The following is a 13269-nucleotide window of genomic DNA, read 5'->3' as shown; positions in this document are numbered from 1 at the left end:
GTGCTATGGCCGCCACCGCATCCCAGCAGGCAGACCGTTCCTCCGCCGAACGGAACAGCGCCGTCTCCGAGATGCCCGACGAGCTGCGCGCCGACGTGCGCATGCTCGGTGAGTCGTTGGGCCGGGTGATCGCCGAGGACGGCGGGCCCGATCTGTTGTCCGATGTCGAACGCCTCCGCAAAGCCGTGATCGCCGCGCGCAGGCGAGAGGTCTCCGTGGACGAGGTGGCCGCCATGGTCGCCGCCTGGCCGATCGAGCGCAGCGTGCAGATCGCCCGGGCCTTCACCTGCTACTTCCACCTCGTCAACCTCGCCGAGGAGCACTACAGGATCCGCATCCTGAGGTCCAGGGACACCGGCGACTCCACCGTGCCCGACTCCCTGGCCCAGGCCGTCGCCGAGCTGAAGCACGACCTCGGCGACGAGGAGCTGAGCCGCCTCATCGCCGACCTCGAATACCGCCCCGTGCTCACCGCCCACCCCACCGAGGCCCGCCGCCGCGCGGTCGCCACGGCCATCCAGCGCGTCAGCGCCCAGCTCGCCGAGTACAACGCCCCCGACCGCGGAGCCCAGGAACGGCAGGAGGCCCGCCGCCGCCTGCTGGAAGAGATCGACCTGCTGTGGCGCACGGCCCAGCTCCGGCACACCAAGCTGGACCCGCTGGACGAGGTCCGCACCGCCATGTCCGCCTTCGACGAGACGCTGTTCCGCACGGTCCCGCGTGTCTACCGGGCCCTGGACACCGCGCTCGCCGGCGGCTCAGGCACCCGCGAGCCCCGCGCCAGGGCGTTCATCCGCTACGGAAGCTGGATCGGCGGCGACCGGGACGGCAACCCCAACGTCACCGCCCGCGTCACCCGCGAGGCCGTGCTCATCCAGGCCGACCACGTGCTCACCGCCCTGGAGAACGCCGCCACCCGCATCGGGCGCGCCCTCACCGTCGCCGCCACCTACGGCCCTCCGGGCCAGGACCTCGCCGGCCTGCTCGCCCAGGCCGCCGACGACCACCCCGAGCTGGCCTCCGAGCTGGCCACCCGCGCGCCCGGCGAGCCGCACCGCCAGTGGCTGCTGTTCGTCGCCGCGCGCATCGCCGCGACCCGCCGCCGCGACCTCGACCTCGCCTACCGCTCGCCCGAGGAGCTCCTGCGCGACCTGCGGGCCTGCCAGGCGTCCCTGGTCGCCGGCGGTGCCGCGCGCCAGGCGTACGGCGAGCTGCAGCACCTGATCTGGCAGGTCGAGACGTTCGGGTTCCACCTCGCCGAGCTGGAGGTCCGCCAGCACTCCCAGGTCCACGCCACCGCCCTTGAGGAGGTCCGGGCGGGGAAGACCTCCGAGCGCACCGAGGAGGTCCTGGCGACGATCCGTATGATCGCCTGGATCCAGGAGCGCTTCGGGCCCCGCGCCTGCCACCGCTACGTCGTGTCCTTCACCCGGTCCTCCGAGGACATCGCCGCCGTCTACGAGCTGGCCGAACACGCCCTCGGCGCCCGCGCGCCCGTCCTCGACGTCGTCCCCCTGTTCGAGTCCGGGGAGGACCTGGCCAACTCCGCGGACGTGCTCACCGGCATGCTCGCCCTGCCCGCCGTCCAGCGGCGCCTGGCCGAGGGCGGGCGGCGCCTGGAGGTCATGCTCGGCTACTCCGACTCCGCCAAGGAGCTCGGCCCCGCCGCCGCCACCCTCAAGCTCTACGACGCCCAGGCCGAGCTGGCCGCGTGGGCGCTCGCCAACGACGTCCGTCTCACGCTCTTCCACGGCCGCGGCGGCGCGCTCGGCCGGGGCGGCGGCCCCGCCAACCGCGCCGTGCTCGCCCAGGCCCCCGGGTCGGTCGCGGGCCGCTTCAAGGTCACCGAGCAGGGCGAGGTCATCTTCGCCCGGTACGGCCACCCGGCCATCGCGCTGCGCCACATCGAGCAGGTCACCAACGCCGTCCTGCTCGCCTCCACCCCCTCGGTCGAGGCCCGCACAGGCGACGCCGCGGCCCGCTACCGCCTGCTGGCCGAACGCGTGGCCTCCGCCTCCGAGCGCGCCTACCGCTCCCTGACCGAGGCGCCCGGGTTCCCCGAGTGGTTCGGCCTGGTCAGCCCGCTGGAGGAGATCGGCTCCCTGCGCCTCGGCTCCCGCCCGGCCCGGCGCGGCCTCGGCGCTCCCAAGTCCCTGGACGACCTGCGGGCCATCCCCTGGGTCTTCGCCTGGGCCCAGACGCGCGTCAACCTCCCCGGCTGGTACGGCCTCGGCAGCGGCCTCCTCGCCGCCACGAGAACCGCCGACGACTCGGGGACCGCCGAGCGGCCCCAGGCCGGGCCGGACGAGCGGCCCGAGATCGGGCCGGGCATCGAGGAACTGCGGCGCGCCTACCGCGAATGGCCGCTGTTCGCCTCGCTCCTGGACAACGCCGAGATGTCCCTGGCCAAGACCGACCGCCAGATCGCCGCCCGCTACCTCGCCCTCGGCGGCCGCCAGGACTTCGCCGACCAGGTCCTCGCCGAGTACGACCTGACCCGCGAGCTGGTCCTGGCCGTCACCGGCCACTCCCGTCTGCTGGAGAGCAGGCGCGTCCTCTCCCGGGCCGTCCAACTCCGCGACCCCTACGTCGACGCCCTCTCCCACCTCCAACTCCGCGCCCTCTCCTCCCTCCGCTCCCCCGACGACCTCCCCGACGACGAACGCGAACGTCTGGAAACCCTCCTCCTCCTCACCGTCAACGGCGTGGCCGCCGGCCTCCAGAACACCGGCTGACCTGGTCGGTGCCTCGTGACGATTGGTCAACCATCGGCCAACAGAGAGTCGCGAAACAGCCTGCGAGTTGACCTCGCCTCCAGTAATCTTCTATAAAGAAGGTACTGCTCCCCGCCGTTCGGGCCATGCCTGAACTGGCGGGGATTATTTTTTTTTGGGGCATCGTGGCCGATCGAGTGATCCTGTTCCTTGATTACCAAAATGTCTATAAAGGAGCCCGATCCTGCTTTCATCCTGGCGTGGCGGCATCGCATACGTATGGGCAGGTGCATCCCATCCGACTCGGTCGCGCGTTGGTCGAGAACAGCCCCTACCAGCGGGAACTGGTCGAGGTCCGGGTCTACCGGGGCAGACCCGCGGCGAACCGCGACCCCAAAGGGTATGGCGCATGTATGCGTCAACTCCGGAGCTGGGCGACGGACTCCCGGGTCGAACCCATCACCCGGAGTCTGCGCTATCCGCGCGGATGGCCTGATCGCTGTCAACCTGGGGACAAACCGCAGGAAAAGGGCATTGATGTGGCGCTGGCCATTGATTTCGTCAGGCTCGCGATGGAAGGCCGTTATGACGTCGGCATTCTGATGTCCACGGACACAGACCTCAAGCCCGCCCTGGAGATCGTCGATTCCATGCGTGGAACGGGAGGGCCCCGTCCAGAGGTCGCGGCGTGGAGCGGTGACCGCACGCACACCAGGCGTCTCGCGATCTCAGGGGCCAACATCTGGTGTCACTGGCTGGACGCGGACGTGTACAAACAGGTGAGAGATCTCACCAACTACGCCGTGAAATCGTGAGCGCGGCGGCTCATGGGGTGATGACCCGTTCCTGGCCGGTGTAGATGTTGAAGCGTTCCTCTCTGAGGAAGCCGATGAGGGTCAGGGCGAAGTCGTGGGCCAGGGCTACGGCCAGGGACGAGGGGGCCGAGACGCCGCAGACCATGGGGAGGCCGGCGGAGAGGGCCTTTTGCATGATCTCGTAGCTGGTGCGGCCGCTCACCATGAGGATGGAGGAGGTGAGCGGGAGGCGGCCCGAGAGGAGGGCCCAGCCGATCAGCTTGTCCACGGCGTTGTGGCGGCCGACGTCCTCGCGGAGGGCGAGCAGGGAGCCGTCCGGGGTGAACAGGCCGGCGGCGTGCAGGCCGCCGGTCTTGCCGAAGATCCCCTGGGCCTTCCGCAGGCGCCGGGGCAGCTCGTACAGGGTCTCGGCCGGGACGGGCGGGAAAGAGGCGGGCGTCGTGCGGGGAAGGGTGGCCTGGCGGGCGCGCAGGGCGTCCAGGCTGGCCGTGCCACAGACCCCGCAAGCGCTTGACGTCATGAAATGCCGGTGCATGTTGGGCAGTTCAGGCAACACCGGGCTGTCCAGGCGAACCGTCACGGTGTTGTAGCGCGCCTCCGGCGGGAGGTCCTCGTCCGTGCAGTAGGCGATCGAGGCGATGGCCGCCGAGGTGACGGTGTTCCGCGGATCGGGGTGGACGATGCCCTCGGCGGCGAGGAAGCCGGCGGCGAGTTCGAAGTCGGCGCCGGGAGTGCGCATGGTGACGGCCAGGGTGCGGGTCCGGCCGCCCGCGGTGATCCTGATCTCCAGCGGCTCCTCCGTGGCGAGGTCGTCGCGCCGGTCCCGCGCGGACGTCCCCGACACCTCGCGCACCCGCACCCGGGTCGTGGGCCCGGGACGTACGCCGCCCGCCGATCGCAGCGGAGTCTCGGCGTCATCCTCCGAAGCGGGCGGGAGCGCGGCCGTCCGCTGGTGGCCGGGGGCGCCGGCTCCCCGTGCGCCCTCCGGGGGTGGCCGGTGAGCGTGGGGAGCGCGTTCTCCGGTGGTCATGCGCCGGCCTTGCGGAGGGTCACCACGGCGTTGTAGTCGGGGATGCGGGCGTCGGGGGAGCGGCGCGAGGCGTCCAGCAGGACGTTGCCCTCGGGCCAGTGGATCTGCAGGTTGCCGGGGGTCAGCGGGGCCCGCAGCACGCGCCCGGTGAAGCGTCCCGCGGCCCCGGTCAGCTCCACCCGCTCGCCGTCGGGCAGTCCGAGCCGGTCGGCGTCGTAGGGGCTGATCAGGACGGCCTCGCGGGTCGCGCCGTTGAAGCCGTCGCGCCGCTCGTGGACCATGCTGTTGAACTGCTTGCCGCGCCGCGTGGCCACCATGAACGAGCCGTCCGGCCGTTCCAGCGCCGGGATCGCCACGGCGGAGAAGCGGCCGAGGCCGTCCGGGGTGGGGAAGCGCCCGCCGGGGCACAGGTGCCGCCCGCCGTACTGCACGTTGTCCCCGAACTCGGCGAGCCCGGCGATGCCCGCGTAGGACGGCACCGCGGCCTCGATGTCGCGCCGGATCTCGGGCGTGCCGCCGGGGTAGCGCACCCGGTCGGCGAGCTCGGGCCGGGCGCGGGCGGCCAGCTCGGTGAAGATCTTCCACTCGGGCCACGCCTCGCCGACGCGCGGCCCCTCGATCTCCGGGGAGAAGATCACGCGGCGCTCGGTGGAGGTCTCGGTGACCCCGCCCGCCATCTCGTACCGGGTCTGCGCGGGGAGCAGCAGCACGTCGCCCTCGGACTCCACCAGCATCTGGCTGGACAGGACGATGTCGATGTGGACGCGCAGCGACAGCCGGGACAGCGCCTCGCGGCAGTACTCCGGGTCGGGGAGGACCTCCAGGAAGTTGCCGCCCGAGGAGATCAGCGCGTCCAGCTCGCGCGCGTGCGCGGCGTCGATCATGTCGGTGGCGGTCAGCCCGGGGGTGGTGGGCACCTCGAAGCCCCACTTCCGGCTGAACGCCTCGGCGTTCTCCGGCGTGACGGGCAGGCCGCCGGGCAGCCCGGTCGCGTACGCGCCCATCTCGGCGCCGCCCTGCACCCCGCTGTGCCCGCGGATCGGCATGAGCCCGCAGTTGTCGCGCCCGACGAAGCCGCGCGCCAGCGCGAGGTTGACGATGGCGCGGACGTTGTCCTCGCCGTAGGTGTGCTGGGTGATGCCCATCGACCAGACCAGGACGGCCGACTTCGCCTCGCTCAGCAGCGTGGCCAGCTCGTACATCTGGGCGCGGGTGGCGCCGCTCAGCGCCTCCAGCTCCTCCCAGGACTGCGCGGCCACCGCGGCGCGCGCCTGCTCGAAGCCGGCGGTGTGCTCGTCGACGAACGCCTTGTCCAGCCAGTCGTTCTCAATCAGGTGCTTGAGCACGCCGTTGAGGAAACCGATGTCGCCGCCGACGTTGACGCCGAAGAAATGGTCGGTGATCTTGGTGCCGAACAGGGCGGACTCGGCGTTGGACGGCACCCAGTACCGCTCCATGCCCGGCTCGCGGTAGGCGTTGACCATCGCGATACGGGTGCCCGCCTTCTTGGCGTGGTACAGGTACTTCATCGCGACCGGCTGGTTGTTGGACGGGTTGGAGCCGACGAAGACGATCAGGTCGGAGCCGATCCAGTCCGTGTAGGAGCAGGTGGTGGCGGCGGCGCCGATGGTCTCCTTGAGCGCGACCGTCGAGGGCGAGTGGCAGATGCGCGCGGCGTTGTCGATCGAGTTGGTGCCGAGCGCCCGCACGGCCTTCTGCGCGGCGAAGTAGTTCTCGTTGGGCATGCCCCGGCTGGTCAGGTACACCCCGAGCCGGCGGTCGCGCACCTGCCCGGCGGCGAGGTCCAGGGCCTCGTCCCAGCTCACGCGGGTGAACCCGGGCTCGCCGCGGCGCCGCAGCATGGGGTGCGGCAGGCGGCCGAGGTCGCGCAGCGCCGCGCTGCTCTTGCCGGCCAGCGGGGCGACGTCGGCCAGCGCGCCGGTGTCGAGCGCGGGCATGGTGTTGAGCTTCAGCAGCCGCAGGCGGATGTTGCACAGGTGGATCTCGGGCATGGTCCAGTCGCGCATGCCCTTGGTGCCGAGCGCGCAGCCGTCGCACGTGCCCTGGTTCAGGATGCGCCACGCGTAGCGGCGGTTGCCCTTGACCGAGCGGAACGCCTTCCACAGTTCGAGGTAGTTGTTGGGCTTGCGCTCGCCGATGCCGAAGGGCTTCCAGCTCGCCCAGTTCCGGGGGTCCAGTCGCTTGCTCACCGAGGGCTCACCGTTTCCTAGCCGTTCTCCCGGCCGTCCGGCCGTCCGCCGACCTCACTCGTGCGGTCTACCCATAGCATCACTCCTTGTCCCCTTTTGACGATCCGGGGGGGCGCGGCACGGCAACCGGGACACTCGCGGAGGCGGGTTGGTCAGCCACAGTCAAAGTCGCGGCCCCGTACCGTAGTCGTTCGGTCCTCTCTCCGTAGTCGTTCGGTAGTCTCCGGCACCGCGGACGGCAGGCGGGACGCGCCACTCCGCGGGAGGGGGGAGGATGGACGCGTGCTTGACTCGCCGTACACCGATCTCGACCGGCCGCCGTTGTCGCAGGCGGCGCTGACCCGCGCGCTCGTCCGGCCGGACGGCCTGTGGTCCCGGCTGACCGTCGTGGACCGCACCGGCTCGACCAACGCCGACCTGGCGCAGGCGGCCCGCGACGGCGCGCGCGAGGGCGCCGTGCTGATCGCCGAGGTCCAGCTCGCGGGGCGCGGGCGTCTCGGCCGGGTGTGGACGGCGCCGGCGCGCTCGGGCCTGACGTTCTCGCTGCTGCTGCGGCCCTCGCCGCCCCCGGCCCGCCAGGGCTGGCTGCCGCTGCTGGTGGGGATGGCGGCGGCGTCGGCGGTCCGCCGGGTGGCGGGCGTGGACGTCCGGTTGAAATGGCCGAACGACCTGCTCGCCGGCGAGCGCAAGCTGGCCGGGGTGCTCGCCGAGCGGGTCGAGGGCGCCGTGGTGATCGGCATGGGGCTGAACGTCTCGGTGCGGGAGGACGAACTGCCCGTTCCCACCGCGACCTCCCTGGTGCTGGAGGACGCCGAGTGCGCCGACCGCGACCCGCTGATCCGCGCGGTGCTGCGCGAGGTCGAGACCCACTACCGCGAGTGGGCGGCGGCCGGGGGTGACGCGGACGCCTGCGGGCTGCGCGCCGCCTACCTCGGCATGAGCGCGACCGTGGGTCAGGACGTCCGGGTGGAGCTGCCCGGCGAGCGCGTCCTCACGGGCCGGGCCACGGGCGTGGACGCCCTCGGCCACCTGCTCGTCGAGGCGGACGGTGAGGAGCGCGCGCTGAGCGCGGGCGACGTCGTCCACGTGCGCCGCACCTGACCTTTCGCGGGCCGCGCGTCAAGGCGCGGCCAAGAGGAACGCCAAGATCGGCGGGGTGCCGGCATGGGGCAGACGCGGGGCTGATCGTCGTGCCACGATTTGCCCCATGGGTCTCCCTGAACACCACCTGACGACCGGCGAGCGGGTCATCCACTCGTTCCACCCGCACTGGAAGCGGCTCGTCGTCCCGTTCCTCGCGCTGCTTCTCGTCGTGGCGGCCTCCAGCCTGGCGTTCCTCTATATCCCGACCGACTACGAGTACGTCCGTTTCGCGTGGCTGGCGGTCGCCGTCGTGTCCGTGGTGGCGCTGATCCTCTGGTCGTTCATCCCGTACCTGCGCTGGAAGACGACCTCGTACACGCTCAGCACCCATCGCTTCAACATCAGCACCGGCATTCTGAACAAGTCCACCGACGACATCCCGCTGGCCAAGGTCAACAGCGTGAGCTCCGACCAGACGTTCGTCGAGCGGCTGCTCCGCTGCGGCACGCTCGTGGTGGAGTCGGCCTCCGACAAGGGCGAGATCGTGCTCAGGGACATCCCGAGGATCCAGACGGTGCGCGCGGAGCTGTTCCGGCTAGTCGAGGACGCCTCCGACGGGGAGATCGACGGGAAGTGAGCGGCGCCGGGGTGGCGTAACGTGTCAGACCGGCGTGCCCGCACGGGTCCGTGAGGGCGTGTCCGCCACCGGCGGGTGGGTGCAGTGTGCGAGAGAGGGAGCAGGAATGCCGTACGAAGTCCAGGGTGTGGTCGCCGCCGCCAAGGGTGAGCCGGTGTCGCTGCGCACGGTGATCGTCCCCGACCCCGGGCCGGGTGAGGCGGTGGTGGACGTGCAGGCGTGCGGGGTGTGCCACACCGACCTGCACTACCGCGAGGGCGGCATCAACGACGACTTCCCCTTCCTGCTCGGGCACGAGGCGGCGGGCGTCGTGTCGGCGGTGGGGCCAGGTGTCACGCAGGTCGCGCCGGGCGACTACGTGATCCTCAACTGGCGCGCCGTCTGCGGAAACTGCCGCGCCTGCCTGCGCGGCCGTCCGTGGTACTGCTTCGCCACGCACAACGCCACGCAGAAGATGACCCTGGAGGACGGCACGCCGCTCAGCCCCGCGCTCGGCATCGGCGCGTTCGCGTCCAAGACGCTGGTGGCCGCCGGGCAGTGCACCAAGGTGGATCCGGACGCCCGCCCCGCGGTGGCGGGGCTGCTCGGGTGCGGCGTGATGGCCGGTCTCGGCGCCGCGCTCAACACCGGCGGCGTGACCCGCGGCGACTCGGTGGCGGTGATCGGCTGCGGCGGCGTGGGCGACGCCGCGATCCTCGGCGCGTCGCTGGCGGGCGCCTCGAAGGTCATCGCGGTGGACATCGACGACCGCAAGCTCGGCCAGGCCGGCCAGTTCGGCGCCACGCACACGATCAACTCCAAGACCACCGACCCGGTGGAGGCGATCCGCGAGCTGACCGGCGGCCACGGCGCCGACGTCGTGATCGACGCGGTCGGCCGGCCGGAGACCTACAAGCAGGCGTTCTACGCGCGCGACCTGGCCGGGACGGTCGTGCTGGTCGGCGTGCCGACCCCGGACATGACCCTGGAGCTCCCGCTGCTGGACGTCTTCGGCCGCGGCGGGTCGCTCAAGTCGTCCTGGTACGGCGACTGCCTGCCGAGCCGCGACTTCCCGATGCTGATCGACCTCTACCTGCAGGGACGGCTGAACCTCGACGGGTTCGTCTCCGAGACCATCGAGCTGGACCAGGTCGAGGAGGCCTTCGGCAAGATGCACCGCGGCGAGGTGCTGCGCTCGGTGGTGGTCCTGTGAGCGACGGCCCGGTGACGGTCGAGCGCCTGGTCACCTCGGGGACGTTCACGCTGGACGGCGGGAGCTGGGACGTCGACAACAACGTGTGGCTGGTCGGCGACGGGCGCGAGGTGGTCGTGATCGACGCGGCGCACGACGCGCGGGCCATCGCCGCGGCCGTGGGGGACCGTCGCCTGACGGCGATCGTCTGTACGCACGGGCACAACGACCACGTCAACGCCGCCGGGGAGCTGTCCGACGCCACGGGCGCGCCGATCCTCCTGCACCCGGGCGACGAGGTCCTGTGGCGCATGGTGTACGGCCCTGAGCGGAGGTTCGAGCCGTTGCACGACGGCCAGGTGATCGAGGTCGCGGGCGTGGAGCTGCGCGTCCTGCACACGCCGGGCCACGCGCCGGGGGCGGTCAGCCTGTACGCCCCCGGCCTCGGCACGGTCTTCACCGGCGACACGCTGTTCTCCGGCGGCCCGGGGGCGACCGGGCGGTCGTACTCCTCGTTCGGGACGATCATCGACTCGATCCGGGACCGGCTGCTGGTCCTGCCGCCGGAGACGGTGGTGCGCACCGGGCACGGCGACACGACCACCATCGGGGCCGAGGCGCCCGACCTGGAGGAATGGATCGCCCGAGGTCACTGACCCTCCTTACGGGACCCGAATAGGGGATACGTCACATAGGCAAGCCTAACCTTGCTGAGTTAAGGTGAGCCTTACCTACTTCCCCCTGCGTCCCGAGAGGCGTTTCGCTCATGTACGTGTGCATCTGTCAGGCTGTGACGGAGAACGAGGTTCACGCCTGCATAGCCGCAGGTGCGAAGACGGCTCGCCAGGTCCGCGACATCACGGGCGCCGGCAAGGATTGCGCGACGTGCGTCCGTAAGATTTGTGCGATCCTGAACCGTCCTACGGAGCTCGCCGTAACCGCGTGAAATGAGGATTCGCCCATGCAGGGGGACAAGGACATCATCGGCCTGCTGAACGAGCAGCTCACCTCCGAGCTCACCGCCATCAACCAGTACTTCCTGCACGCCAAGATGCAGGAGAACTGGGGCTACACGAAGCTGGCGTCGTTCACGCGCTCGGAATCGATCGACGAGATGCGCCACGCCGAGGTGCTGACCGATCGCATCCTCTTCCTGGAAGGCCTGCCCAACTACCAGAAGCTCGGCACGCTGCACATCGGGCAGACCGTCAAGGAGCAGCTCGAAGCCGACCTCCAGCTGGAGCTGGGCGTGGTCGCGCGCCTGCGTCCGGGGATCCAGCTCATGCGCGAGCGGGGCGACACGACCTCCGCCCGCATCTTCGAGAAGATCCTGGAGGACGAGGAGCACCACATCGACTACCTGGAGACCGAGCTGGAGCTGCTCGCCACGCTGGGCGAAGGTTTGTACCTCCAGCGCTTCGCCGAGCCGCCGAGCTCCAGCGACTAGTCCTCCCCCGGTCGGCCGCCGGGGTGAATCCCCGGCGTGTCGAACCCGTTGCGGAGGGTACTGAAGAGACTGCGGGGACGTCAGGTCGCTGCGGGCGGGCTCATCCAGGTTTCGCCGTCTTTGCCCAGGTCAATTGGTGGGTCAACGACGAGTCAAACCGCGCGCTGTACCCGGGAAACGATCGCCTAAGGTCCTACGATCGCTTTATGACCTGCGTACTTCTCGCCGAGGATGACACCTCGATCTCCGAGCCCCTGGCGCGTGCCTTGCGCCGAGAGGGCTACCAGGTGGAGGTGAGCCCCGATGGCCCGCAGGCCCTGGAGAGGGCTCTGTCCGGGGGCGTCGATCTCATCGTGCTCGATCTGGGACTTCCGGAGATGGACGGCCTTGAGGTCGCCCGCCGTATTCGCGCCGAAGGGCACGGCACGCCCGTGCTCATCCTGACGGCTCGCGTCGACGAGGTCGACACCGTTGTCGGCCTCGACGCGGGAGCCGATGATTATGTCACCAAGCCCTTCCGGCTCGCCGAGCTGCTCGCCCGCGTGCGAGCGCTGCTGCGGCGCGGCACGTCCGAGACCCCGGTGGTCCAGGGCGTGCGCATCGACGCCGACTCGCGGCGCGCCTGGATGGGAGACAAGGAGCTGCACCTGACCACCAAGGAGTTCGACCTCCTGCGTGTGCTCGTGCGTGACGCCGGCAAGGTCGTCACCCGCGAGCAGATCATGCGCGAGGTGTGGGACACCAACTGGTGGGGTTCGACCAAGACGCTCGACATGCACATCTCGTGGCTGCGGCGCAAGCTGGGGGACGACGCCGCCAAGCCGCGCTACATCACCACCGTTCGAGGAGTCGGCTTCCGATTCGAGCGCGAATAGCACACAGCTAGATGCGCCGTAGGTTGCTGTCGTCGACCTTGATGGTCGCGGCCATCGCGGTCCTGCTCCTGGGCGTCCCACTCGGGCTGGTGGTCACCCGCCTCATCGACGACGAGGCGGTCCAGCAGCTCAGAGCACAGGCGACGCTGCTGCTCAGCCAGGTGGAATACGCCAGAATCGAGGATCGGCCGATCGATCCCGAGGAACTGCAGCGGCAGTACCCGAACAGGTACGTCCAGATCTTCATCCGCAACAGCCCGACCGTCGTCGTCGGAACGGAGCCGCCGCCCGACCGGCAGATGACCGAGGAGGCCCACTCGGAGAGCGGGGTCTATGTCCGGATATCCCGAGACCGCGCGCACGTGGAGCGGAACATCCGGGGATGGCTCATGCTCATCGTGGCCCTGGCCGGGCTGGCCCTCGCGGTCGCGGTGTCGCTGGCCGTCGTCCAGTCGCGCCGTCTCACCCTGCCGCTCCTGGACCTGGGGAGGATCGCGGAGCGGCTGGGGTCCGGCGAGGCCAGGCCGAGCCGGCACCGGTACGGCATCCCCGAGCTCGACAGGGTCGCCGAGGTGCTGGACCGCAGCGCCACGCGGCTCGCCGAGCTGCTGAGCCGCGAACGCGAGTTCGCCACGGACGCGTCCCATCAGCTCCGCACGCCGCTGACCGGCCTGACCATGCGGCTCGAAGAGATCGTGGCCGCGGCGGACCAGCCGGTGATCGTCCGCGAGGAGGGGGAGGCGGCCATCGTCCAGGCGGAGCGGCTCACGGCCGTGATCGACGAGCTGCTGGCCGCCGCTCGCCGGCAGCGCCATGCCCAGGCGGAGGCGATCTCGCTCGACGAGGTGCTGTGCCAGCAGATCACCGAGTGGGAGCCGGCCTTCCGCAGGTCCAGGCGCGCGCTCCACCTCGACGGCGACCGCGGCCTGTGCGCCATGGTCAGCAAGGGCGGCCTGAGCCAGGTCGTCTCGACCCTGCTGGAGAACTCCCTGGAGCACGGCGCGGGGACGGTGACGATCACGACGGGCAGCTCGGAAAGGTCCATCGTGATCGAGGTCGCCGACCAGGGGGAGGGCATTCCCGAGCGCCTGCGCGCCCGGGTGTTCGACCGCAACGTGAGCGGGGCCGGGGGGACGGGGCTAGGGCTGACGCTGGCGCGGGCGCTGACCGCCTCCGACGGCGGGCGCCTGGAGCTGGTCCGGTCGCGTCCCGCGGTGTTCGCGCTGTTCCTGCGGCCCGCCGGCGACCCGGCGCGCCACCGCGTGGTGAGCGGGCCCGCCTGAGCCG

Annotated in this window: 12 protein-coding genes; 10 read left to right on the top strand and 2 right to left on the bottom strand. The window is 71.0% G+C overall.

Translation table 11 applies throughout. From position 1 onward, the window contains the following. The first annotated feature begins 5 nt into the window (after nucleotides 1-5). Nucleotides 6-2735 carry a phosphoenolpyruvate carboxylase gene (locus BJ982_RS37175; protein ID WP_184887955.1) on the top strand — a complete coding sequence of 910 codons (2730 nt, stop codon included), beginning with the start codon at nucleotides 6-8 and terminating at the stop codon, nucleotides 2733-2735. Nucleotides 2736-2860: 125 nt separating this feature from the next. Continuing rightward, the gene (locus BJ982_RS37170) at nucleotides 2861-3529 is read left to right on the top strand and encodes an NYN domain-containing protein (protein WP_184887953.1); all 669 of its coding nucleotides are present in this window, start codon (nucleotides 2861-2863) and stop codon (nucleotides 3527-3529) included. Between the two features lie 10 nt (nucleotides 3530-3539). On the opposite strand, the gene fdhD is transcribed toward BJ982_RS37170, so the two are convergent. Further along, complete coding sequence (gene fdhD / locus BJ982_RS37165) at nucleotides 3540-4559, bottom strand: formate dehydrogenase accessory sulfurtransferase FdhD (RefSeq protein WP_184887951.1); 1020 nt, start codon at nucleotides 4557-4559, stop codon at nucleotides 3540-3542. Then, nucleotides 4556-6769, bottom strand: coding sequence for an FdhF/YdeP family oxidoreductase (locus BJ982_RS37160; RefSeq protein WP_184887949.1), 2214 nt, complete (start codon nucleotides 6767-6769; stop codon nucleotides 4556-4558). The genes fdhD and BJ982_RS37160 overlap by 4 nt, the downstream gene beginning before the upstream one ends. A 282-nt stretch (nucleotides 6770-7051) precedes the next feature. Between BJ982_RS37160 and BJ982_RS37155 the strand changes: the two genes are divergently transcribed. The 8 genes from BJ982_RS37155 to BJ982_RS37120 all read left to right on the top strand — a co-directional run bounded on the left by BJ982_RS37155 (nucleotide 7052) and on the right by BJ982_RS37120 (nucleotide 13265). Next, a complete protein-coding gene (locus tag BJ982_RS37155) occupies nucleotides 7052-7870 on the top strand; it encodes a biotin--[acetyl-CoA-carboxylase] ligase (RefSeq protein WP_184887947.1) in 819 nt (272 codons plus the stop codon). Nucleotides 7871-7976: 106 nt separating this feature from the next. Next, on the top strand, nucleotides 7977-8489 hold the full coding sequence (locus BJ982_RS37150; RefSeq protein ID WP_184887945.1) for a PH domain-containing protein: 513 nt from the start codon (nucleotides 7977-7979) through the stop codon (nucleotides 8487-8489). Nucleotides 8490-8595: 106 nt separating this feature from the next. Continuing rightward, entirely contained in the window at nucleotides 8596-9681 is a 1086-nt protein-coding gene (locus BJ982_RS37145; protein ID WP_184887943.1) for an S-(hydroxymethyl)mycothiol dehydrogenase, read from the top strand. Further along, nucleotides 9678-10316: an MBL fold metallo-hydrolase gene (locus BJ982_RS37140; RefSeq protein ID WP_239122685.1), complete on the top strand. Its 639-nt coding sequence runs from the start codon at nucleotides 9678-9680 to the stop codon at nucleotides 10314-10316. The genes BJ982_RS37145 and BJ982_RS37140 overlap by 4 nt, the downstream gene beginning before the upstream one ends. 110 nt (nucleotides 10317-10426) lie before the next feature. Beyond that, entirely contained in the window at nucleotides 10427-10606 is a 180-nt protein-coding gene (locus tag BJ982_RS37135; protein WP_184608048.1) for a (2Fe-2S)-binding protein, read from the top strand. A 15-nt stretch (nucleotides 10607-10621) separates the two neighbouring features. After that, nucleotides 10622-11107 (top strand): bacterioferritin, encoded by a 486-nt coding sequence (gene bfr / locus BJ982_RS37130; protein ID WP_184608047.1) that lies wholly within the window; start codon nucleotides 10622-10624, stop codon nucleotides 11105-11107. Nucleotides 11108-11313: 206 nt separating this feature from the next. Then, nucleotides 11314-11982 (top strand): response regulator transcription factor, encoded by a 669-nt coding sequence (locus BJ982_RS37125; protein ID WP_030451323.1) that lies wholly within the window; start codon nucleotides 11314-11316, stop codon nucleotides 11980-11982. A gap of 11 nt (nucleotides 11983-11993) precedes the next feature. Next, nucleotides 11994-13265 carry a sensor histidine kinase gene (locus BJ982_RS37120; RefSeq protein WP_184887941.1) on the top strand — a complete coding sequence of 424 codons (1272 nt, stop codon included), beginning with the start codon at nucleotides 11994-11996 and terminating at the stop codon, nucleotides 13263-13265. Nucleotides 13266-13269 lie beyond the last annotated feature (4 nt).

The organism is Sphaerisporangium siamense (assembly GCF_014205275.1).
Taxonomy (GTDB): Bacteria; Actinomycetota; Actinomycetes; order Streptosporangiales; family Streptosporangiaceae; genus Sphaerisporangium; species Sphaerisporangium siamense.
The sequence above is the reverse complement of the archived record's forward strand: the minus strand, read 5'-3'. Positions and strand labels throughout refer to the sequence as shown.

Coding starts and splice junctions, on each gene's coding strand:
- BJ982_RS37175 (WP_184887955.1), top strand. CDS start 6: ATGGCCGCCACCGCATCCCAGCAGGCAGACCGTTCCTCCGCCGAACGG.
- BJ982_RS37170 (WP_184887953.1), top strand. CDS start 2,861: ATGCCTGAACTGGCGGGGATTATTTTTTTTTGGGGCATCGTGGCCGAT.
- fdhD (WP_184887951.1), bottom strand. CDS start 4,559: ATGACCACCGGAGAACGCGCTCCCCACGCTCACCGGCCACCCCCGGAG.
- BJ982_RS37150 (WP_184887945.1), top strand. CDS start 7,977: ATGGGTCTCCCTGAACACCACCTGACGACCGGCGAGCGGGTCATCCAC.
- BJ982_RS37145 (WP_184887943.1), top strand. CDS start 8,596: ATGCCGTACGAAGTCCAGGGTGTGGTCGCCGCCGCCAAGGGTGAGCCG.
- BJ982_RS37135 (WP_184608048.1), top strand. CDS start 10,427: ATGTACGTGTGCATCTGTCAGGCTGTGACGGAGAACGAGGTTCACGCC.
- bfr (WP_184608047.1), top strand. CDS start 10,622: ATGCAGGGGGACAAGGACATCATCGGCCTGCTGAACGAGCAGCTCACC.
- BJ982_RS37125 (WP_030451323.1), top strand. CDS start 11,314: ATGACCTGCGTACTTCTCGCCGAGGATGACACCTCGATCTCCGAGCCC.
- BJ982_RS37120 (WP_184887941.1), top strand. CDS start 11,994: ATGCGCCGTAGGTTGCTGTCGTCGACCTTGATGGTCGCGGCCATCGCG.